The sequence below is a fragment of the Corallibacter sp. genome (assembly GCF_048381695.1).
Lineage (GTDB): Bacteria > Bacteroidota > Bacteroidia > Flavobacteriales > Flavobacteriaceae > Corallibacter > Corallibacter vietnamensis.
This window is the reverse complement of sequence record NZ_JBLXHI010000003.1, coordinates 213,801-235,835: the sequence shown is the minus strand read 5'-3', so window position 1 is coordinate 235,835 and position 22,035 is coordinate 213,801. Positions and strand designations below refer to the sequence as shown.

Below are 22,035 nucleotides of genomic sequence, written 5' to 3'. Positions count from 1 at the left end.
AATAGAATGCGAAAATTAGGAGTTTTTTTTATAAAAAAGTAGAAGAATGATAATTATATTTGCCTGTTGTAACTATTTTTTCAAATGCGAGAGGATAAAATTTTTAATAATACTGAAATTGCTTTTGAGTTAAAGAGCGATTCTCAATTAGAACGCGCACATTTTTTGTTTAAAATGATATCTATAGAGCCATTGGTTCGAATAGGAACTGCCGTTACCAATTTTGCTTTAAAAGCTCATTTGCCTGTTGAGGGTTTGATACGATCTACAGTTTTTGATCACTTTTGTGGTGGCGTAAACGAAGATGATTGTTTAGATATCATAGATAAGATGTATACCAAAGGTGTATCATCGGTTTTAGATTTTTCTGTTGAAGGAAAAGAAACTGAAACCTCATTTGATGATGCTATGGAGAAAATATTAAAAATCATTAATTTTTCTGCTGAAAAAGATGCTATGCCAATAGTGGTTTTTAAGCCAACAGGTTTTGGTAGGTTTTATTTATATCAAAAAAAGGGGGAAGGAAAACCATTTACTAATGCAGAATCTGAAGAATGGAATAGAGTAGTGGCACGTTTTGACGCTGTTTGTAAACTAGCTAAAGAGCGTGATGTTGAAGTGTTAATTGATGCTGAAGAAAGCTGGATGCAAGATGCTGCTGATGAACTAGTCACACAAATGATGCAGAAATACAATACTGAAAAGCCTATTGTTTATAACACTTTGCAGATGTATCGTCATGATAGATTAGATTTTCTAAAGTCGCAACATGCATTAGCAAAACAATCAGGGTTTTATTTAGGCTATAAGGTTGTTCGTGGTGCTTATATGGAAAAAGAGCATGATCGAGCTAGAGAAAAAGGCTATGATACACCTATATGTGAAAGTAAAAAAGCTACAGATGATAACTTTAACGCTGCTATTCGTTATATGTTAGATCATCTTGATGATATGTCTCTTTTTGCTGGAACTCACAATGAGGAAAGCACATATTTGGTAATGGACTTAATGAAACAAAAAGAAGTTGCTATCAAAGATAATCGTGTTTGGTTTGGTCAGCTTTTTGGTATGAGTGATAATATTAGTTTTAATTTAGCTCACTTGGGTTACAATGTAGCAAAGTATGTGCCTTTTGGTCCTGTAAAAGACGTTATGCCTTACTTGATTCGTCGTGCAGAAGAAAATACATCGGTTGCAGGACAAACAGGACGAGAACTAATGCTTATTAAAAAAGAAAAAGAAAGAAGAAAACAGGTGGCATCTTCTTAAGATGATTTTTTCCACCATTTCTTCTTATTAGGATTGTTACCGTAGCCATAACCGTAGCCAGTACCTTTTTTGTAGTCTACACAATTAAGTAAAATAGCCATATTTGGTAAGCGTTTTTCGCTATACATACGTTGTGCTAGTTGTAATTGGTGCTTTTCTATGTAATTAGCTCTAACAACATATACAAACATATCAGCGTGTTTACTAATAAGTAAAGTGTCCGTTACAAGACCTACAGCGGCTGTGTCTACAATAATGTAATCATAAGATTTTTTTACCTCTTCAAAAAGCATATCAACACGATTACTCATTAATAACTCTGCAGGGTTAGGTGGTATCGTTCCTGAAGGAATTACATCAAGGTTGTCATTGTTTTTTAAATGCTGAATAATATCGCTTACATGCAGCTTTGGGTTTACTATGTAGTTAGTGATACCAACCTTGTTCTCTACATTCAAGTAATTTGTGGCCTTTGGCACACGAATATCAGTTTCTATAAGTAATACTTTTTTACCTGAATAAGAAAGAGATAAAGCAAGATTTATTGATGAGTGAGATTTTCCTTCTTTACTGGTTGTAGATGTAGTAAATATTGTTTTTGCACGTCCATCAATGCTTTGAAGCATAAACTCTATATTGGTTCTTACCATTCTAAAGGCCTCGGCTTTAGGTGTGTAATCTACTTTTTCAATAAGTTGCTTGCGTTTAGATGATTTAGGAATATCACCAAGAAAAGGAATGTCAGTATGCTTCTTTATGTCGGTTATAGAGTGGACTTTGGAGTCTAATAAATTTCTTAAATAAATAAATCCAATCGGGATGCTTAAACCGAGAATAAGCGCGGCTAACATAATTATTGGCTTTTTAGGAGATACAGGTTTTCCTGATGCATAAGCATGATCTACAATTTTTGCATTTGGAGATGATACACCAAGAGAGACTGCAGATTCTTCTCTTTTTTGTAATAAATATAAGTAAAGCGACTCTTTTATATCCTGTTGCCTTTTTATGTCTTTAAATTGTTTTTGCTTTTTTGGAACCGAATATATTTGGGAATTAATACGATTGTTTTCTTCAAGTAAACTATTGTAAGTTATTTGATTTGAGGATTTTACGCTTGTTAAGCTTTGGTTTAAATTATCTTTCAATTCTTTAATTTGATTTGAAAGATTAACAACGGTTGGGTTTTTCTCGCTAGAATGTTTTAGTATTCTATTGCGTTCTGCAACTAGCTGATTATGACGTTGGGTAACTTGAGAAATCCCATTATCTGCAATGCCTATGTTGGTAGGTAAAAAATCATTGCTAGCTTCATTTTCTTGAAGATGACTTTGCATGTAATCAACAAGTTGAATTTGATTTGCGGCAGCAACAATTCTAGCTTCGTTTTCTTTTTCACTTTGTAGGTATAAACTAGATTGAGTTTCAAGATCAGTAAGTTTATTTTGTTGCTGAATGGTCTCTGCTGTAAGATCAACTTTTCCTAATTCTTCAGATACTAATTGAAGTCTATTGTTTATAAAGTCAGAAGTTGCTTTTACAACCATTTGCTTGTCATTAACAACATCATTATTATACTTTTCTATTAGTTTATCTAAAAATAATTGTGCTTTTCTGCGTACTTCATCTGTAATAGTAAGCTTTATTATGCTAGAAGTTTCTTTGGTTGATATTTGTAGTTTTGATTTGTAAAAACTTGCAATTTTATTTATTGGAGATATTTTAATTCGAATGTTAGAGCCAATTTTAGTAGCATATTGTCCAATAACAGGTGTTATAATAATGTCTCCAAAACCAGTTTCTACGCTTTCGCCAAAATCATATAGAATGCCTTCGTCTTCAACTTTTTTATTGCTTTTTATTGAAAATTTACTCTCCTCGGTTAAGCCTTTAAAATAAAAGTCTTTAGCAGAGTTTATCTGTATGTTAAATGTGGTGTCTATGCTGTGAAGTATAGAGTCAGTTGTGCTGAAATTAATGTTTAAAGGTGGATTTTCATAAACCTCATGTGCTTGAATTCTTCCTTCAACAAAAAACTGAATATTAAACTTTAATTCCTTTACAACCTCGGTAATTAAAGCTCTAGATTTTATAACTTCAACTTCATCAAGTACGTTGTTTTGATCTGTTTTGAATAGGCCATAATTTTGTAAGTTTGAAATTTCAGGAAGCTTTGTGGTTGCTTTATTATCTTTGATTTTTATGGTTGCATTTGCAGCATATTGATAGTTGGTATATCTCAAATATAAAAAAGCCAAAATAAGCGCAGAAATGGCGCAAAAAACAATGAGTTTCCATTGTCTTAAATATGGTTCTATAAGATCTTTAAATTGATCGTTTTGTTTCATGTTTACCGTTATTTGGCTATAAAAATGGCAATAATTGTAGCTAGTGTTCCTACGGCTGATATGATAACGCCGTTGTTTTGGTTGTATGACGCAGAGCGTACTCTTGATTTGTTAGGCTCTACATATATAACATCATCTTGTTGTAAGTAGTAATTAGGAGAGTTTACAACGTTTATAGAGGTTAAGTCAAATTTTGTAAAACGTTTTTTTCCGTCTTGTTCTCTAATTAAGAAAACATTGTTGCGTTTACCGTAAATTGTTAAATCGCCAGCCATTCCTAATGCTTGTGTAAGTGATATTTTTTCGTCTTCAACAGTAAATGTGCCTGGATTTTCTACTTCGCCAAGTACGGTTATGGTAAAGTTTATAAGACGTATGTTTACAATAGGGTCTTTTATATAGTCTATAAGCTTGTTTTTTAAGAAGTCTGTGGCTTGAGTTCTTGTTAGTCCGGCTATTTTTAATGTACCTAAAACAGGGTATTCAATGTTCCCATTGGCATCAATTAGGTATGTTGGCATTTTTAAATCACCATTTACAGCAACTGATGAAGTGCTATAAGAAATAGCAGGTAAATTAAAAGGGGCAACCGCATCTTTATCACCACCAACACTTATAAAAATTAAATCATTTGGCTTGTATATAAGTTCAGAATTTACTGTGATTTCATTATTCTCTGAAATAGGTTCATCTTGAAAATAAACAATTTCTTTGCTAGTAGCACAAGACGTTAAAATGACTGCAATTACAATTACAGAAGCTTTTATAAGTCGTTTAGGTGAAAATATATTCATTGTATTGTTGTTAGTTATGATTTAATACTTCGTAGGTTGAATTGTTTGGGTTGTATTCTTTTACGATGTTTTTAATTTTAGATACAATTGCGATGTTTTGAGTATTTGAGTTAAGCAAGCAAAGTTCTTTTATTTTGCTTTGCACCTCTGAAGTATTGTCTATTAGCTTACATTTTGCAATCATAATTTTCTCATTATAAGTTGGTTTGGTGTTTTCGCCATCAACTAATAATTCTTCATATATTTTTTCTCCAGGTCTCAAGCCTACAATTTTAATATCAATATCTTCTGGAAACTTCAAGCCTGATAAGGCAATCATGTTTAAAGCTAGATCATAGATTTTTACAGGTTCTCCCATGTCAAAAACAAAAATTTCATGACCAAGTCCCATGGCGGCAGCTTCAAGTACAAGTAAGCTTGCTTCTGGTATGGTCATAAAATATCTAATAATATCTTTATGGGTTACTGTGAGTGGTCCGCCAGATTCTATTTGTTTTTTGAATAACGGAATAACAGAGCCATTAGAACCTAGTACGTTACCAAAACGAGTTATTATAAATTTAGTTTTTAAGTTTTTTATATTTCTTTGACATCCAATAAGTATTTCGGCTATTCTTTTTGTTGCACCCATAACATTTGTTGGGTTAACTGCTTTATCAGTTGATATCAAAATAAACTTATCTACACCATATTTTATAGATAAATTTACCATGTTATATGTGCCTCTTACATTAACACTTACAGCTTCATAAGGGTTTTGCTCCATTAAAGGCACATGTTTATAAGCTGCTGCGTGAAATATGATGTCGGGTTTATAAGTGTCAAAAATGTTTTCGCATCTTATATGGTTTCTAACATCAGCTATTATAGGAGTGATTTTTGCTTCTTTATTGTTTTGAGATAATTCCTGCTGTAGATCGTAAAGAGCAGATTCAGCATTATCTATCAATATTAGTTTTTTGTAGTTGAAATTAGTTAGCTTTCTTACTAATTCGCTACCTATAGATCCTGCTGCGCCAGTAACAAGAATTACTTTATCGTTATATTCGTCAAAAAGCACAGGGTTGTCAATGTTTATAGGTTCTCTACCAAGCAAATCTTCAATTCTAACGTCTTTTATTTGTCCAATACTTAAGTCGCCATCAATCCAGTTTTGAACTGCCGGAACAATTTTCACTTTAAGGTTTAAAGCAAAAAACTCACTGGTAATTTGTAGCAGCCTGTTTGAGTCTATGTTTTGTATGGCGATTATAATCTCATCAATGCCGTGTTTGTCTATGAACTCCTTTGTAATATTTTTAGGGCTGTAAACATTTAGAAGGTTTATTTTTTTTCCAATTTTTCGCTCGTTATCATCAATAAAACCAAATACTTCGATGTTGTTTTTTGCATCGTTGTTTAACGCATCATATGTAATAGTTCCTGAATCTCCTGCGCCATAGATTAATACGTTGCTTTTTATTTTGACATCAGAAACAATGCTTCTGTACACAGATTTAATAAAAAATTTAGCGCCTATTAGAAAAAAGAAGTTTAATAGTAAGTGTATGTATATGATAGAGCCAGGAATATCAAAAACATTATTGAAATTATATTTTCTACTTAAAAATGTGGTAATTATAAGTATGGTAGCTAGTATGTTTACTCCAATAATGAGGTTGACAACATCTTTAAATCCAGTAAAACGTACAACACCTTTATGCGAACTAACAGAAATAAAGCTTATTACAGCACCTGCCAAAACAAAAGGGATTTGTTTGACAAGCATTGAGAAATCAAAATCTATTTGAAAATTGAAGCGAATTAAATAAGCCAAAAAGAATGTGAATGCTACAATACATAAATCAAAAATTAAGACAAGCCATTTAGATGCATATCTGTGGGAAAACCTTCTTAATATGTCATAAAGTTTATCCAAAATAATCAGCTATTATTTTTATAACTCTGTTGAGTTCGTTTTCAGTTAAATTTGATCCACTAGGTAGGCAAAGTCCTTTATTATATAAATCTTCAGAAACACCGTTTAGGTATTTAGGGTGTGATTTAAAAACAGGTTGTAGATGCATGGGTTTCCATGATGGTCTGGCTTCTATATTGTCTTGATTTAGAAGCAACATAATATCATTTCTTATACTTGATGTTTTAAACACAACACAGGTTAACCATCTGTTTGAAAAAAAACCTTCAGGCTCTTGTAAAAAAGTAATCTCTTTTATGTTGCCTAAATGCTTTTGGTAGTATTCATAGTTGTATCGTCTTGCTTTAATACGTTCATCTATAACTTTCATTTGACCACGACCAATACCAGCTAAAATGTTTGACATTCTATAATTATGTCCTATAACTGTGTGTGAGTATTCAATGCCAGCGTCTTTTGCTTGGGTAGCAAGATAAATAGCTTTGTCTTTAGTGGTTTTGTTTTTAGTGATCAAAGCGCCACCACCAGAAGTTGTTATTATTTTATTACCGTTAAAGGAGATAATACTTAAGTCACCAAAAGTTCCGCATTTTTTATTAAAGTAGGAGCTACCTAATGCTTCTGCGCTATCTTCTACAACAGGAATATTATACTTTATTGATATGTTTTGTATGTCTTCAACTTTGTATGGCATGCCATATAAATTAATTGCAACAATTGCTTTTGGTTTTTTTCCATTTTTAATACAATCGTTTATAGCTTTTTCAAGCATTTCAGGACACATGTTCCAGGTGTCTTTTTCACTATCTATAAAAATGGGTGTAGCGCCTAAATATATTACAGGGTTTACAGATGCTACAAATGTTTTTGTTTGACAAAGAACAATATCTCCCTGTTTTATGTTTAATAGTTTTAATGCTAAATGAATTGCTGCTGTTCCGGAGCTTAATGCGGCTGCGTGAACATTTTCATTGAGGTAATTTTCTATGTCTTTCTCAAATCCGTTTACATTAGGACCTAATGGTGCAATCCAATTAGTATCAAAGGCTTCATTAATGAATTCTTGTTCATGGCCACTCATGTGTGGTGCTGATAACCATATTTTTGAATTCAATTTTGAGGCTTTTTTTGTCATAGTAAATATCTCTGTTTTAATAACATTGGTCAAATAAAAACGATAAAAAACTCTTTTCTACGTTTTGCGATTTTATATAAAATAAAGGTAATGGTTTCATCTTAATTTTTATGCATTTTATCGTGTTGCTTTCTTGTAAACATTTGGTTTGTTTTTGTGAAAACAGTAAAATTATGCAGTTTATATTCTATTTTATTTAATACGTCTAAAATATGATGTGTTCTTGCTTTAAAATTTTATAAAATGCTAATTTAGAGGCGCTGAATATAATTTTAAATAATGGTAAGCAATCCATTTACTTCTGAAACCTTTACCCGTGTTTGGTCTAAACACTTTAATGACTCTGAAAAAGGCTTGTCTTTTAAGTTTATTGAAGGTGTTACTTTTATTAAGCACTCCAAACTTCCTTATTATAAAAATGTTGGTGAAAAGCTAACCAATGGTATTGCTTTTAAAATATCAAATGTAAATGCTAATGACTTTAAAGGAAAAGTGTTTTTAGTTCGTGATATTCCGTCGTATTTAAATGTTGATGATGATATTGAAAAACTGCCAGGATTGCAGTTGAAAAAAATATTTCAATACGAAGGGTATATTACTAGAGTTTCAGATTTTGATTCATTAGATGTGTATTTGAAAGCAATATATAAATCTAATACACGATCTAAATTACGAAGAAATGTAAATAGGTTAGAAGCCTGTTTTGATGTAGAATATATCATGTATTACGGTTGTATTTCAAAAACAGATTTCGATGTTGTTTTTGATAAATTTTATAAGCTTTTTGAGAAACGTTATACTGATAAAAATGAACCTTGCGGGGAGTTAGAGCCTAAACTTTGGGGGTTTTATTCAGAGTTGGTGTATGAAATGATAAATAAAAAACAAGCGTCATTGTTTGTTATTTATTGTGATAAACAACCTGTTGGAATAACGTTTAGTTATCATTTTCCAGATAAGCTGGTTGAGGCCTTAACGGTTTTTGATATTGACTATTATAGGTATAATATAGGTCATACAACTATTTTAAAAATGTTAGAATGGAGCTTTAATAACAATGTTGAGATTTTTGACTACACACAAGGCGATTTTGACTACAAAAAACGATGGAGTAACGATACCTACAAAACACATTATTATCTGTTTTATGATTCTAAATCTATTATTAGTCAGGTTGTTGCGTTAGGTGTTGTTTCTTATTTTAATTTAAAACGTTATTTGCGAGATAAAAATTTCAATAGTACTTATCATAAACTAAAGCATAGACTTTTTAAGTCGTCTGTAATTAAAGAATCTTTTGTAGAGCCTTTTACTGTTGAGATTATAGTTGAAGATGATGTTGAAATTTCTCATTTGAAAGAGATAGATATCTATAGTTCAGGTTTTATGTCGCCGCGTAGAGCTTTGTTTGATTTTTTATATATGAATCCGCAATCTGTAAAAAATCTAAAAATCTTTAAGTCTAATAAAGATGTTGATACATATTTTGTGTTTGGAGATGCCAATGTTTTAAAAATCAGTAAAGATGTCGCATAATCCGTTTACTTCAAAAATATACCAAGACAATTGGTTGAAGCATTTTGTAGGTGGAAAAACATCTAAATCTTTTTCTTTCATAAAGGGGTTAAGTTTTTATAAGCACGCCTATTTACCTTATTATATAAATGTAGGTAAGAATTCTACTAATGGTATTACGTATCAAATAGACGCTGGATTTGAAGATTATAAAGGCAAAACATTTCTTATATATGATGTTCCTGAATATTGTATGCCTGATAATTCTATCAATTTAAAAAAGCTAAAAAACTATAAAGTTAGACAGTACAAAGGTTTTTTAGCAGATTTAAAAGGATATGATAATTTAGAAAGTTATATGCTTGATGCATTTAGCTCAAAAAGTAGAAACAAGCACAGAAGCTCTATAAAAAAACTGGAAGCTTGTTTTGATGTTTCATACCATATCTATGATAAAACAATATCAAAAAAAGATTATGATCAAGTAATACAAGGGTTTAGGGATTTAGTTTTAAAACGTTATGATTCGCTACAGTTAGATACAAACTTGGTAGGAGAGTGGTCATTTTATGAAGAAGTTATTTATCCGATGCTAAAAAATGGGCAGGCATTAATGATAAATGTGTGTGTAGAAGGAAAGCCGGAAGCTATGTCTTTAGTTTTTGTTGAAGGCTCAAAAATTATAGGTGCAATTAAAGCATTTAATCCTGATTTTTATAAATTTAATATTGGTCATATTGAGTTAAGTAAACTAATCGAGTGGTGTTTTGAAAATGGTATAAATACATTAGATTTTTCAAAAGGGGAATATGAATATAAAACAAAATGGACAAACTATGAATACCTGTACCATTGTCATGTAGTTTATGATAGTTCAAGTTTTTCTTCAAGTATTACAGCGTTTTTTTTAGCAAAATATTTTCAACTTAAACAGTACTTACGCGATAAACGATTTAACTATTTTGTAGTTAAAATGAAGTATAAATTCAAAAATTTAAGAGGTTCATCAGGTGTGCCAATATTTAAAATTTCTTCGCTGTCAGAAGCTCTTGATTTTGATTCTTTTCAAGTTGTTGATTTAGAAAATGATTCGCAAATAAATCTCAAGCGAATAGTTTATGATATGCTATACAGAAAACAGGAGTCTATTAAAAATATCGTTATCTATAAGCAAGTATCTAACTCTAAAATATATTATATAATAGGGCGTAAAAGTCAGTTAAAAGTAGAAATTATTTAGCTGGTAATTAAATTAGCTAAATTAGACATTGTTATACTTTGATAATTGTGCGTGCTGTTTAGTTTTTTATAGTGTATAAAAATATCTTCTAAAAGCTTAAAATTCTCTTCTGTATTTTCTCCAAAGTTATGTGGGTGCCACCAAATATGATATAGTTCATTGTTTTGAGCAGCTTTAGAAAGTCCCTTTTTTATCCTGTTTACTCTTATTTTTTCAAGAAATTTTAAACTTTTGCTGTATGGTCTTAAAAATTTACTTGATGGTATATTTACCATTCCAAGGCTGTCTTTTAGGTTTTCAATGTTATAAGTGTTGTACCCTGAAATATTTAAGTAGGCGTCCATAAGCCTAAACGCTTTGTAGAATGGTTTTTCTAACTGGTTGGTGTCATAAGTGTTAAACATCCAATGATTTTCTGTGCCTCTATAGCATGTAATACCATGCTTTTTACATATTTTTAAGTAGTTTTTATTGATCTGGTTTCTAGGAAAAACAATACTTTTTATAGGGATGCTTTTTTTGTTAGCAATACGTATTGTTGCTAATAAATCTTCTTCAAAATCTTGAACTGTTTGTCCAGCTTCGTTGCAATAATAGTGGCTAAATGTGTGAGATCCTATTTCGTGTTGTGGATTGTTTTTAATTGTTTCAATTAATGTTGATGCGTAATGATAAGGATCTGTTTTTTCACAATCACCTATATTTTTTATGTATTCGTAAGGATTGAATTTTGAGTTTTTGTAATTTGGTGTTATATCAGGGCAGGACTCTAGTAGTTCTTCTTTTGTTTCGTTAAATAAAAAACCAACAGTGGCAAAAGTTAAAGCAATATTGTAGCTGTTAGCTAGCTCTATAAGTCTAGGAACTACAGCTCTAACGTTATCTATATTAGAACGGTAGTTGTTTAGTTCGCGGACGTCAAAAACACCCCAAAACAACTCAAAATCAAGCGATATGACTAAATATCCATTTTTTTTCTGCATTACTTCACAATAGCTTCAATAGTTTTTACTATAATTTTAAAGTCATTAAAAATTGACACATCATTTATATATTTTTTATTTAGTATGATTTTTTGAGGCATTATGGTTTCAAGGTACAATTTTTCTGGATTGTCTGTTGTTTTTAAAAGTTCTGCTTCATCTCTAAACTCAATAGATGCGTAATCAGTTATGCCTGGTTTTACAGATAAAATTTCTTTATCAGAGTTTGAGTAATAATCAACATACTTTCTTACTTCAGGTCTCGGACCAACAAAACTCATATTGCCAATAAAAACATTAATTAGTTGCGGGAGCTCGTCAAGCTTGTATTTTCTTAAAAAATAACCAACATTAGTAACTCTAGGATCTTTGTCTCCAACAGTTAAAAGGCCTTTTTTATCAGATCCGACATACATGGTTCTAAATTTAAAAATCTTAAAATCGGTATTGTTTTTACCAACTCTAGATTGTAGGTAAAAAACAGGTCCTTTAGACTCTATTTTAAGAACAAGCGCTATTATGAGTAATAAAGGTAGGAATAAAATTAATCCTATTAAAGAAAAAATAATATCAAACAAACGTTTTATCATAAGTTTTCTTCTACGGCTTTAGCTATGGTATTTACAATGTAATGTAGTTCGTTATCATTGAGTTGTGGGTAAATAGGTAATGATATTTCAGCTTTGTAATTATTGTAAGCAACAGGGTAATTATTGATGTTATAACCCATTTCTTTAAACAGTGTTAATAGAGGTAGTGGCTGAAAATGAACATTCACCGCAACGCCTTCTTTAGATATAGCGTCAATTATTTTGTCTCTTTTTTCTTCAGAGATATCATGGACTCTTAAAGCATATAAATGGCAAGAAGAAAGCTTTTTGTTGTCTTTGTATGGAGGCAAAATAGCCCAAGGTTTATCTTTAAAAAATGATTGATAAAACTCATAAATAGTTCTACGTTTACTTAATACAGAAGAAAAATAATCTGGTAATTGAGCAACGCCAATTGCGGCCAAAACATCAGGCATGTTAATTTTTAAACCAGGATAAATAATATCATAACGCCAACCACCAGCTTTAGATTTTGTAAAAGCATCTTTGGTTTGCCCGTTTAAAGAAAAACAGCGTAAGTAGTTGTACTCGTTGTCATTATTAAATGGAGAAGGCAAGTTCAAGCAAATAGCACCGCCTTCAGCGGTTGTAACATTTTTTACAGCATGAAAAGAAAATACAGCTATATCTGTAACGCTACCTAAAAACTGATTGTTATAAGTGGCACCGATAGAATGCGCTGAATCTGAAATAATTAAAAGTCTTCCTAGTTTCCTTTGATTGTCATTTTGAGCATTAAACAATGCTTTTTTGTTATTTGCTATTTCTAAAATCTCATCATAATCACAAGGCCATCCTGCAATATCAACAGGGATTATTGCTTTTGTGTTTTTTGTAATGGCTTTTTCAATGGCAGGAAGTGCTATGTTAAAATCTGACTCCACATCAACCATAATAGGTGTCGCGCCAATATGCATTACAGCTAGTGCAGTTGCGCTATATGTGTAAGCAGGAATAATAACTTCATCTCCGCTACCAACTCCAAACCACTTTAAAGCTAGCATTAATCCTGAAGTGGCTGAATTTACACAGAGTGTATTGGGTGCTTTTGTGTGTTCTGATACTAAACTTTCAAGGCGTTTTACTTTTGGTCCAGTAGTTATCCATCCAGATTCTAAAGCATCTGTAACTTCCTGTATAACAGTATTGTTTATAAAAGGTGGAGAAAATGGAATTTTCATTTTATATAGATCGATTAATAGCTGCGTTAAAGATAGTTATATATTGTTTAGCAACATTTTGTAAACTAAACTTTTCAACGTGTTTTAAGGCGTTTTTAGCTAATTTATCAGCGAGCTCTTTGTTGGTTGCAATTTTTATCATCATATCAGCAAGCTCTTGAGAGTTTTTTGGTTCAACAAGAAGTCCTTCTTTTTCGTGCCTTGCAAACTCTCTTACACCTGTAACATTTGTTGATACGATAGGTAAACCTACGGCGCCAGCTTCTAATAAAACTCTAGAAAAACCTTCGCGGAAAGTAGGTAGGACAAAGCAATCAGATTGTAGTAATAGTTCAGGTATATCGTGTCTTGGCCCTAAAATATCTACAATGTCTTTGTAGGATTCTAAAATGCTTTTATTTAGTCTTTTAGAGTTTTCTTCTAGAGGACCTACAAGCAGGTATTTAAATTGGTAGCCTTTATCATGACAAATTCGTGCAGCTTCAAGTAAGTTAACAATACCTTTTTCATACACTAATCGTGCTACGCAAATAAATGTATAAGAGTTGTTGTTGCGTTTTGCGATTGATTTATAATGATCAAGTTCTATACCGCTACTGTAAATTAAAGCGTGATTTTCTTTATTTATAAGGTTGTTTTTTAGGTATAAATTTTTGTCATCTTCATTTTGAAAAACAGTTTTTATAACACGATTTTTTACACGTTTATGAAGAATTATATAAACGTTCCTTAAAAGCATACTTTTAAAAGAATTCGACATAAAAATAGTGCCTAAACCTGTGATTGTTCTTGAAATAGGTGTTTTTGTTTTAAGTAATGCTATAGGAACTAAAAACGCGGGTTTCGTATCAAAAGTGTGGATGATATCAAAGTGATTGTTTTTAAAAAAATCTCGTAGCCAGGTTATTGTTTTGTAATCTGCAGAAAAAGAAAAGTGACGTTTTAGGTTATAATGTATATATGTGACATTATCTGGAAATTGTTTAGAACTTGTGCCGACTATGGTGACATCAAAATCTGCAGAGATTAGATATTTTGACAAAGGAATTCTTTTGTCTACATCTTCGCCGCCAACTAAACAAATCTTTTTTTTCATTAATAAATTTTGCACTAAAATAACATAAGTTTTGCGTTTAAGTTACATACTGATAGTAATTTAGTTTGATTATTCAACTGGAATTTATGTTTTTTTAAAATGAAACAGTTTCTATCTAAACTTTATTACAATTCTTCATTTATTCATCATGTGATGCAACCTTTTGCTCATGGTTTTGAGTATATGCGTTATGGTTTTACTCCAGACAGAGTAAAGATAAAACGAGAATTTAAAAAAAACCTAGGTTATAAGTTAAATTTAAGTAAACCAGAAACACTTAATGAAAAAATACAGTGGCTTAAATTGCATGATCGTACAGCGTTGCACACACAATGCGCTGATAAATTTTCTGTAAGAGCTTATGTTTTTGATAAAGTAGGAGATAAATACTTGATACCGTTAGTTTATCAAACCAAAAAAGTAAAAAATATTACTTCTGAAAACATTCCTGATTACCCTGTAATTATTAAAACAAATCACGATAGTTCCGGAGGAATTATAGTTCGTGATAAATCACATGTAAGCTGGGATTTTGTCCAGAAGAAACTCAATAAAAATTTAAGTGTAAACTATTATTATAGATTTAAAGAATGGCAATACAAGCATATTAAAAAACGCATTATAGTTGAAAAATTACTAACTGATAATCAAGGAGCTGTGCCATTTGACTATAAATTCCATTGTTTCCACGGAAAAGTTGTGTTTATTCAAGTAGATATTGATAGATTTACAAGTCACAAGCGCAATATGTATGACAGAAACTGGAAATTACTACCGTTTAATTGGTGTAATTTTGTTGATGGAAAGCCAAAATTAAAAAATGGTAAATTGCTAAAAAAGCCTGAAAATATTGACGAAATGATTACTGTTTCAGAAAAACTTTCAGAACCATTTAAGTATGTTCGTATTGATCTTTATGATTTAGAAGGCGATATTTATTTTGGAGAAGTGACTTTTCATCCGTGTAGCGGCGCAAAAGTGATACATCCAGTTGAATGGGATTACAAATTGGGTGCTATGATTGATTTACAAAAAGAATGATTTTTACACAATGACAAGCCTACTTTCAAAACTTTATTTTGATACGGTTTTGGGACATAAAATGATACAACCATTTGCTAAATGGTATGAATACTTAAGATTTGGATTAATACCTGATAAGGTGAAAATGAAACGAGAATTCGTTAAAAACCTTGGTTATGAACCTGATTTTGAAAACCCAAAAACGCTTAATGAAAAAATTCAATGGTTAAAACTAAATGATAGAACTCCATTGCATACTCAATGTGCTGATAAATATGCTGTAAGAGCCTATGTAAAAGAGCGTATTGGGGAAGAGTATTTGGTTCCATTGGCATTTGAAACTCAAAATGTAAGAGACATTATCCCAGAAAATTTACCAGATTACCCTTTTATAATAAAAACCAATCATGATAGTTCTGGTGGTATTATTGTAAAAGATAAAACTGCGGTCAATTGGATTCAGGTTCAAAATACACTTGATAAAAACAGAACAGTAAATTACTACTACAGGTTCAAAGAATGGCAATATAAGAATATTGAAACACGAGTTATTGTAGAGAAACTATTGCAGGATAGTGATGGCAATATTCCTATGGATTATAAAATGTATTTCTTCAATGGAAAACTAAAATTTACTCAAGTAGATATGGGAAGATTTGATGGAGAGCGTGGAAGAAACTTGTATTCAAAAAAATGGAAACCATTAAAGTTTATCATAAAGCGCCCTAACGGTAAGCCTATACAAAAACCAGAACGATATAAAGATATGGTTAAGCTAGGAGAGAAACTATCAAAACCCTTTTGTTTTGTAAGAGTAGATTTTTATTGCTTTGATGGTAAAATATATTTTGGAGAATTAACATTTCATCCGTCGTCTGGACATTGTAAATTCAATCCGAAAAAATACGATAAAAAACTAGGAAAGAAGCTTAAGCTTCACGTGGCAAAAGTTTAATCTGTATAAATATTGCAGTACCATTTTTGAAAGGTGTAATACGTCCAGACTTTATAGCTATTATCTTCTTTTCCAGATAAATGATTGTTGACTAGTGTTTTTATGAAGTCTATATTAAAAATATCTTGCTTTTCTAAAAACCTTGTTTCTATATAGCTTTCAAGTTCCTTTTTTAGTCCAGCTCGTAGCCAATCGCCAACAGGAACAACAAATCCTTTTTTTGACTTATCTAAAAAGCCTTCAGGAAACTCGTGTTTAAAAGCTTCTTTTAAAATATGTTTTTTGTCCCAGCCTTTTAGTAAATAGCTTTCAGGTAAGCTGTTAGAAAACTCCCAAAGTGTTTTGTTTAAAAAAGGTGCTCTGCACTCTAAAGAGTTAAGCATGCTTGTTCTGTCTACCTTCACAAGCATATCACCTTCAAGACTCATGTGTCTATCAATCTCTCGATAGTCAGTTAGTGAATTGGGTTTTTCAACAAATGTTTTATAGTAACTAAAGGTGTTTGTGTTGATGTATTCAGGCTTTAATAGGTTGTTGGTTTCATTTTCAAAGCCCAAAGAGATAATATTCCAATAGTTGTCACCTTGATAATTTACTGCATTTATAAGTTTTTTCAGCTTAAAACGCATTCCTCTATTATCATCTTTTGTAGCTAGTAGCGATGTTAGAATACCTTTGGTGTTTTTATGTATAAACTCTGGGATAATGCGCGTGTATTTTGTGTTTAGTTTTCCCATGTAGTACTTGTTGTAACCACCAAAAACCTCATCGCCGCCATCTCCAGTTAACGCTACTTTTACAAAGTCTCGGGTTTTTTTAGAAACTAAATACGTTGGTAATGCAGAAGAGTCTGCAAATGGTTCGTCAAAATTTAAAAGTATTTCATCTATATGAGATTTAATATCGTCTTCAGATAAAATAAACTCATGATGATTGCTGTTTATTAATTTTGCAACTAATTTTGATTTATCAGTTTCATTAAACGAGGCTTTTTCAAATCCAATAGAAAAGGTGTCTATTTTATTTGAAACAATTTTAGAAAGTCCTAAACTCACTATAGAAGAATCAACACCTCCTGAAAGGAACGTGCCTAAAGGTACATCACTAACAGAGCGACTTTCTATGCTTTCCATAACCAGACTATTAAGTGTAGATTTAGCTTCGTTAAATGGTAAAGAGCTTTTTTCTTTACTTAATGTGTTGTTTATTTTATGAGTGCTGTAAGTGTGAGTTGCTAAATCAAAATCTATATAATGATTAGCTTCAAGTTTAAAAACAGAATCATAAATAGTAAACGGAGCTGGAATGTAAGTGAGTTTAAAAAACAAGTTTAAACCGTTTTTTGAAATATGAGGTTTGTCAGGAAGGCATTTTATAATTGACTTTAACTCTGAAGCCCAATAAAATTCAGAATTTGTTTGGGTGAAATAAAGTGGTTTCTCTCCAAAAAAATCACGTGCAATAAATACTTTATTTTTGTTTTTATCATGAATGCTAAACGCAAACATACCGTCAAGCAGCTTGAAACTATTTTCGCCTTTTGTCTCGTAAAGTTTTAAGATTACTTCTGTGTCACTTTGGGTTTTAAAAGTGATGCCTTCGGCTTCTAGTTTTTTTCGTAGTTTTTGGTAATTATAAATTTCTCCATTGAAAACAATAGTTATTGTATTGTTTTGATTTGAAATAGGTTGCTTTCCTGTGCTTAAATCAATAATTGAAAGGCGTCTCATAGCCATTCCAATACTATGAGTTTCGGAAATATCTGTATAAAAACCGTCTTCGTCTGGACCACGATGATAAATCATCTGATTCATTTTTGACAATGTATCAGTGAGATTATTGGTGCTGCTTTTTGATATCAATCCGTTTATTCCACACATATTATAAACTGTCAATTAAATTTTTAACATGTATTCCAATATTAGATACATCATAAGTTTTAGCGCGCTCAAAGCTCAATTGGCTGTACATATCTCTAACATCGGCATTCTTCTGAAGATATTTTATTGCTTGCGATAGTCCAACAGCATCATCAACATTTACTAATAATCCGTATTTAGCTTTTACAAACGAACCAGAAAGAATTTTTACTTTTTCGTTATCATTTAGTAACTCTAAAGGTCCAGACATACAATTTGTGCTTATCACTGGCAAGCCAACAGACATAGCTTCGAGTAACACGTTTGGAAATCCTTCAGTTAGTGAGCTTAAAATAAAGCAATGATTATTGATAATATGTGTTTTTATGCCTGTAACGTTACCGTGAAACGTAATGCGTTTTTCAACGTTTAATGTTTTTGATTGGTTTTTTAGACTCTCATCAAGCGGACCATCTCCGTAAATATCTAAATAAAAGTTGCTTGATAATAGACTGATACTTTCTATAATACTTTTTTGGTTTTTTACTTCAATAAGTCTTCCTACTGTTACAACTTTAAAAATATCATCTAAATCTGTATACGGTTTAAGGTTAGGTTTTTTGCTTTCGGTTAAAATGGGATTATAAATTACTGATGTATCTATTTTAACGTTGTAATTGGTAATTAAGTCGTTATTAATATAAATTGAATTTGAAAAAAGCTTATCATTCTTATTGTAAAAATATGGTATTAAAAGCTTTGTAAGAATAGAAGTGGCGCCATGATTGTACATAATAGAAGGGAAGCATCGCTCACTAATAATTGTTTTTATCCTTGGGTTTATCATTTTGGCAATGCCGTTCATAATATTTTGGCGCACTAAAAACGAAACGGACACTTCTATACCTTCTTTTTTAAGCACTCTAGGATATTTAAATAGAAATTTAAAATTATCTAAAAGTCTTAAGAAACGAGAGGTTTTAAAAGTTTCTCCATCTTTAGAAAGGATAATAATTTTAGCATTTTTATTTATAGGAAGTTTAATCTCATTATACAGCAAAATAAGAGTTACATCAAAGTATTTTGTAAGCTCATCAAGCAATAAGCTAACAACTTTTTCTGCACCGCCAAAGCCAATAGCAGAAACAAAAAGGGCTATTTTTCTTTTTTCTTTCATGGCTTTTTGTGTATTAAACTTTTAAACAAAAGTTCATATTCTGTTATTATTTTAGACTTATTGAATCTAGATTTTACTATGTTACTTACAGTTTCTGGTGTAAATGTAAAATCTGTATTTAAAGCATTTAGCTTTTCAACGTAAGCATCTAGGGTATTTGCAATGTAACCATTTTTTCCGTTTTCAATGATTTCATCTAGACCTCCAGGTGCATTAAAAGCCAGAATAGGTGTTCCAACAACGCAACTCTCAATAAGTACATTAGGGAATCCTTCAACATAAGAACCTTGTAAAAACAAATCACTTTCTGCTAGGTAGGTTTCTACGTGCTTTGTGAATGACACATAGTTTACTTTGCTTGTTAGTCCTTTATTTTCAATATCGTTAAAAATAGTTTCTTTCTCTACGCCATTTCCTATAATGGTATATTTAAATGGGAAATCAACTTGAGATAAAGCTTCAAGAATCCTGTCATGCCCTTTTTCTTTACTCAACCTGCCAATGGTTATAAAATGTATAGGTTTTGTAAAATCTCTTGCAATTGGTTTTGTTTGAAATGTATTGGTAATAGGATTATTTATAAGGGTTGTTTTTTCTTTTTTAACACCATAATATGTTGTCATATCGTTTTGCATGTCTTTTGATTGACAAATGATTTTATCAACAAGTTTATAGCCGGTTGTTACCATCCATTTAGGGAAAATAGATTTAGTATATGGATTATGCTTTGCTAGCACAGACAATACATTGGCTTCTCTAGAAACAAATTTAGTGCGTCTAAAAAAGGGAGACATAAATGCTATAAGTGTATTTAGATGCACAATAGAGCTTACAACAATATCAGGTTTGTTTTTTCTGAAATAGTGAAATAAACTAAAGAATGATTTTAAAACACGTGGTTTATTTAAATAAATAACATGAAGATCTTTTGTGTCGTAAACAGTGTCTTTTTCGTAGCCAACAACTAGCAGCGTTGCATTAAATTTTGACCTATCTAGATGAAGCGCAACAAAAGACAAAATACGTTCTGCACCACCAGGAATAAGTGATGGGAGCACAAAAGTTATATTTATTTTTTTCTCCATAATTAAACGATGTTATAGCTTTTATTAGCGTTTAGCCATTGTTTTAAAACCAATAATTTCCAAATTAGCGGGTATCTGTTCCAGTTGCCATTCATGTGTTGCTTTATGCGAATAGAAACTTCCTTGTGATTAATATTTGGAATTTTTTTAAGCTCATCATCATTAAGCTCACTTAAAACATAGTCTTTTAAATCATTTTTAAACCATTCAGAAAAAGGCATTGTAAACCCAGCTTTGGGTCTATCAAAAATATGTTTAGGCACGTGTTTGTAAAGAACATCTTTTAGTATACGCTTTTGATTAGTTCCTTGATACTTAAAATCTGTAGGTAATGATCTAGCAAACTCTACAATGCGGTAATCCATTAAAGGAGCTCGTGCTTCAAGTGAATAGGCCATTGTTGCGCGATCTACTTTGGTGTTTATATCCCAGTTTAGATATGTTTTTAAATCAAAATCTGAAATGCGTTCTAATAAGTTTTTACTATGATGCTCTAGATATTCCTTTTCTGAAATATTTAAAAAATTGTCTTGAGTGTTTAGCCAAGAAAAATCAACATCTGTAGCAGTTGCAACATATAAGTCTTCTAACGATGCGTGTTTGAGTCCGTTGGCAATCATTTTTAATCGGTAATGCGGCATGGCTCCAGCAATACTGGAAGATAATTTTCTAACAGCATTAGGTAGTTTGTATAGTGATGAAACCTGTTTCATCCATTTGTAACGATGATACCCAATAAAACTTTCGTCACCACCATCTCCAGAAAGAGCTACGGTAACTTTTTCTCTTGTGTATTTTGCTAAAAGCATAGATGGTATGGCAGAAGCATCAGCAAACGGTTCATCATAATAAGTGTTGAAGTTTTCAATTAAATCTAAACCTTCACTATAGTTACACTGAATAACATGATGATCTGTGTTTAAATGGTTGGCTACTTGTTGCGCGTATGTACTTTCGTCAAATCCTTTTTCATTAAACTTAACAGAGAATGTCTTTACTTTGCTTGTTGTCGTTTGTGTTGCAAGTGCCGAAATTACTGAAGAATCTATACCGCCAGATAAAAATACACCTACAGGAACATCGGCAAATAATCGAAGGGACACAGCGTCTTTTATCAAGTCGTTTAAAGTCTCTTTAGCATCATTATAGTTTCCGGTAAATTTGCTAGGCTCTTTATTAATATCCCAATACGGCTCTTGTTTTAAGGTCTTGGTTTGTAAATCAAACTCTATAGTATGTCCTGCTTTTAGTTTATTTACTTCATTAAAAATTGAAAACGGATCAGGAATAAATCCCCATGCTAAATAATAACTAATAGATTTGCTAGAAATGGTTAGGTGTTTGTTAAATAACTGAATAGATGATATTTGACTAGCAAACTCAAAATCATGACCATTAAAATAGTAGTAAAATGGTTTTTGGCCCATTCGATCTCTGGCTCCAAAAAGTTTTTGCTTATGCTCATCATATATAACAAACGCAAACATACCGTTAAGTTTGCTTACAAAGCTATTTCCGTATTCTAGATATGCTGCACAAATTACTTCGGTATCGCTCGTTGTTTTAAATTGATAGCCATTTTTAACTAATTCTTTTTTGATACTTTGGAAATTATAAATTTCACCATTAAAAACAATATGAATTTTTTCTTGATATGTAAATGGCTGATTAGACCTTGCATCTAAATCTATTATGGCAAGTCGGTTGTGACCAAAAATCACGTTTTTGTCATTACCAAAATACCCAAAACCTAATTTGTCTGGTCCTCGAAAACTGGTGCGTACAAGCTTTTGTTTTACTTGAATTTCATTATATTTTATGGTTGTTCCGTAAATTCCGCACATAC

The 22,035-nt window shown here is 31.4% G+C and carries 17 protein-coding genes; 5 read left to right on the top strand and 12 right to left on the bottom strand.

The genetic code is table 11. The features are described 5' to 3' along the window. Nucleotides 1-84: 84 nt before the first annotated feature. The gene (locus tag ACN5J3_RS07270) at nt 85-1,269 is read left to right on the top strand and encodes a proline dehydrogenase family protein (protein ID WP_344730349.1); all 1,185 of its coding nucleotides are present in this window, start codon (nt 85-87) and stop codon (nt 1,267-1,269) included. Here ACN5J3_RS07270 and ACN5J3_RS07265 read toward each other — a convergent pair. The 4 genes from ACN5J3_RS07265 to ACN5J3_RS07250 are packed head-to-tail and all read right to left on the bottom strand — an operon-like array spanning nt 1,266 to nt 7,464. Next, on the bottom strand, nt 1,266-3,617 hold the full coding sequence (locus ACN5J3_RS07265) for a GumC family protein (RefSeq protein WP_418511301.1): 2,352 nt from the start codon (nt 3,615-3,617) through the stop codon (nt 1,266-1,268). The two genes, ACN5J3_RS07270 and ACN5J3_RS07265, sit on opposite strands and share 4 nt — an antisense overlap. Before the next feature lie 8 nt (nt 3,618-3,625). Beyond that, the gene (locus ACN5J3_RS07260) at nt 3,626-4,411 is read right to left on the bottom strand and encodes a polysaccharide biosynthesis/export family protein (protein ID WP_418511300.1); all 786 of its coding nucleotides are present in this window, start codon (nt 4,409-4,411) and stop codon (nt 3,626-3,628) included. 10 nt (nt 4,412-4,421) lie between these two features. Continuing rightward, nucleotides 4,422-6,329 (bottom strand): polysaccharide biosynthesis protein, encoded by a 1,908-nt coding sequence (locus ACN5J3_RS07255; RefSeq protein WP_418511299.1) that lies wholly within the window; start codon nt 6,327-6,329, stop codon nt 4,422-4,424. Then, nucleotides 6,322-7,464 carry a DegT/DnrJ/EryC1/StrS family aminotransferase gene (locus ACN5J3_RS07250; RefSeq protein WP_418511298.1) on the bottom strand — a complete coding sequence of 381 codons (1,143 nt, stop codon included), beginning with the start codon at nt 7,462-7,464 and terminating at the stop codon, nt 6,322-6,324. Before ACN5J3_RS07250 ends, ACN5J3_RS07255 begins: the two co-directional genes overlap by 8 nt. A gap of 279 nt (nt 7,465-7,743) precedes the next feature. Here ACN5J3_RS07250 and ACN5J3_RS07245 point away from each other — a divergent pair, with 279 nt between their 5' ends. Then, nucleotides 7,744-9,000, top strand: a complete 1,257-nt coding sequence (locus ACN5J3_RS07245; RefSeq protein ID WP_418511297.1) for a GNAT family N-acetyltransferase — start codon at nt 7,744-7,746, stop codon at nt 8,998-9,000. Then, the gene (locus tag ACN5J3_RS07240; protein ID WP_418511296.1) at nt 8,990-10,219 is read left to right on the top strand and encodes a GNAT family N-acetyltransferase; all 1,230 of its coding nucleotides are present in this window, start codon (nt 8,990-8,992) and stop codon (nt 10,217-10,219) included. The genes ACN5J3_RS07245 and ACN5J3_RS07240 overlap by 11 nt, the downstream gene beginning before the upstream one ends. Here the strand turns inward: ACN5J3_RS07240 and ACN5J3_RS07235 are convergent. From ACN5J3_RS07235 to ACN5J3_RS07220, 4 genes are read right to left on the bottom strand one after another with little or no spacing between them, the layout of a single operon-like run. After that, nucleotides 10,216-11,202, bottom strand: coding sequence for a polysaccharide deacetylase family protein (locus ACN5J3_RS07235; RefSeq protein ID WP_418511295.1), 987 nt, complete (start codon nt 11,200-11,202; stop codon nt 10,216-10,218). The genes ACN5J3_RS07240 and ACN5J3_RS07235 overlap by 4 nt on opposite strands. After that, nucleotides 11,202-11,792 (bottom strand): sugar transferase, encoded by a 591-nt coding sequence (locus ACN5J3_RS07230; protein ID WP_418511294.1) that lies wholly within the window; start codon nt 11,790-11,792, stop codon nt 11,202-11,204. The genes ACN5J3_RS07235 and ACN5J3_RS07230 overlap by 1 nt, the downstream gene beginning before the upstream one ends. Further along, entirely contained in the window at nt 11,789-12,994 is a 1,206-nt protein-coding gene (locus ACN5J3_RS07225; RefSeq protein ID WP_418511293.1) for a DegT/DnrJ/EryC1/StrS family aminotransferase, read from the bottom strand. The genes ACN5J3_RS07230 and ACN5J3_RS07225 overlap by 4 nt, the downstream gene beginning before the upstream one ends. A 1-nt stretch (nt 12,995) precedes the next feature. Next, entirely contained in the window at nt 12,996-14,090 is a 1,095-nt protein-coding gene (locus ACN5J3_RS07220) for a glycosyltransferase family 4 protein (RefSeq protein WP_418511292.1), read from the bottom strand. A gap of 99 nt (nt 14,091-14,189) precedes the next feature. On the opposite strand from ACN5J3_RS07220, the gene ACN5J3_RS07215 reads away from it, so the two are divergent. After that, entirely contained in the window at nt 14,190-15,131 is a 942-nt protein-coding gene (locus ACN5J3_RS07215; protein WP_418511291.1) for an ATP-grasp fold amidoligase family protein, read from the top strand. A gap of 10 nt (nt 15,132-15,141) precedes the next feature. Further along, nucleotides 15,142-16,068: an ATP-grasp fold amidoligase family protein gene (locus tag ACN5J3_RS07210; protein WP_418509947.1), complete on the top strand. Its 927-nt coding sequence runs from the start codon at nt 15,142-15,144 to the stop codon at nt 16,066-16,068. Here the strand turns inward: ACN5J3_RS07210 and asnB (ACN5J3_RS07205) are convergent. From asnB (ACN5J3_RS07205) to asnB (ACN5J3_RS07190), 4 genes are read right to left on the bottom strand one after another with little or no spacing between them, the layout of a single operon-like run. Next, nucleotides 16,065-17,948 (bottom strand): asparagine synthase (glutamine-hydrolyzing), encoded by a 1,884-nt coding sequence (gene asnB, locus ACN5J3_RS07205; protein WP_418511290.1) that lies wholly within the window; start codon nt 17,946-17,948, stop codon nt 16,065-16,067. The two genes, ACN5J3_RS07210 and asnB (ACN5J3_RS07205), sit on opposite strands and share 4 nt — an antisense overlap. A gap of 1 nt (nt 17,949) precedes the next feature. Beyond that, the gene (locus tag ACN5J3_RS07200) at nt 17,950-19,104 is read right to left on the bottom strand and encodes a glycosyltransferase (RefSeq protein WP_418511289.1); all 1,155 of its coding nucleotides are present in this window, start codon (nt 19,102-19,104) and stop codon (nt 17,950-17,952) included. Further along, nucleotides 19,101-20,189, bottom strand: coding sequence for a glycosyltransferase (locus ACN5J3_RS07195; RefSeq protein WP_418511288.1), 1,089 nt, complete (start codon nt 20,187-20,189; stop codon nt 19,101-19,103). Before ACN5J3_RS07195 ends, ACN5J3_RS07200 begins: the two co-directional genes overlap by 4 nt. Nucleotides 20,190-20,191: 2 nt before the next feature. Continuing rightward, the gene (gene asnB / locus ACN5J3_RS07190) at nt 20,192-22,033 is read right to left on the bottom strand and encodes an asparagine synthase (glutamine-hydrolyzing) (protein WP_418511287.1); all 1,842 of its coding nucleotides are present in this window, start codon (nt 22,031-22,033) and stop codon (nt 20,192-20,194) included. Nucleotides 22,034-22,035: the final 2 nt, after the last annotated feature.

Bases quoted from the DNA above. Each gene is read 5' to 3' on its own strand.
- asnB (WP_418511290.1), bottom strand. From the start codon at position 17,948: ATGTGTGGAATAAACGGATTGATATCAAAAAGCAGCACCAATAATCTC.
- ACN5J3_RS07210 (WP_418509947.1), top strand. From the start codon at position 15,142: ATGACAAGCCTACTTTCAAAACTTTATTTTGATACGGTTTTGGGACAT.
- asnB (WP_418511287.1), bottom strand. From the start codon at position 22,033: ATGTGCGGAATTTACGGAACAACCATAAAATATAATGAAATTCAAGTA.
- ACN5J3_RS07245 (WP_418511297.1), top strand. From the start codon at position 7,744: ATGGTAAGCAATCCATTTACTTCTGAAACCTTTACCCGTGTTTGGTCT.
- ACN5J3_RS07265 (WP_418511301.1), bottom strand. From the start codon at position 3,617: ATGAAACAAAACGATCAATTTAAAGATCTTATAGAACCATATTTAAGA.
- ACN5J3_RS07195 (WP_418511288.1), bottom strand. From the start codon at position 20,189: ATGGAGAAAAAAATAAATATAACTTTTGTGCTCCCATCACTTATTCCT.
- ACN5J3_RS07225 (WP_418511293.1), bottom strand. From the start codon at position 12,994: ATGAAAATTCCATTTTCTCCACCTTTTATAAACAATACTGTTATACAG.
- ACN5J3_RS07220 (WP_418511292.1), bottom strand. From the start codon at position 14,090: ATGAAAAAAAAGATTTGTTTAGTTGGCGGCGAAGATGTAGACAAAAGA.
- ACN5J3_RS07235 (WP_418511295.1), bottom strand. From the start codon at position 11,202: ATGCAGAAAAAAAATGGATATTTAGTCATATCGCTTGATTTTGAGTTG.
- ACN5J3_RS07215 (WP_418511291.1), top strand. From the start codon at position 14,190: ATGAAACAGTTTCTATCTAAACTTTATTACAATTCTTCATTTATTCAT.
- ACN5J3_RS07240 (WP_418511296.1), top strand. From the start codon at position 8,990: ATGTCGCATAATCCGTTTACTTCAAAAATATACCAAGACAATTGGTTG.
- ACN5J3_RS07200 (WP_418511289.1), bottom strand. From the start codon at position 19,104: ATGAAAGAAAAAAGAAAAATAGCCCTTTTTGTTTCTGCTATTGGCTTT.
- ACN5J3_RS07250 (WP_418511298.1), bottom strand. From the start codon at position 7,464: ATGACAAAAAAAGCCTCAAAATTGAATTCAAAAATATGGTTATCAGCA.
- ACN5J3_RS07270 (WP_344730349.1), top strand. From the start codon at position 85: ATGCGAGAGGATAAAATTTTTAATAATACTGAAATTGCTTTTGAGTTA.
- ACN5J3_RS07230 (WP_418511294.1), bottom strand. From the start codon at position 11,792: ATGATAAAACGTTTGTTTGATATTATTTTTTCTTTAATAGGATTAATT.
- ACN5J3_RS07260 (WP_418511300.1), bottom strand. From the start codon at position 4,411: ATGAATATATTTTCACCTAAACGACTTATAAAAGCTTCTGTAATTGTA.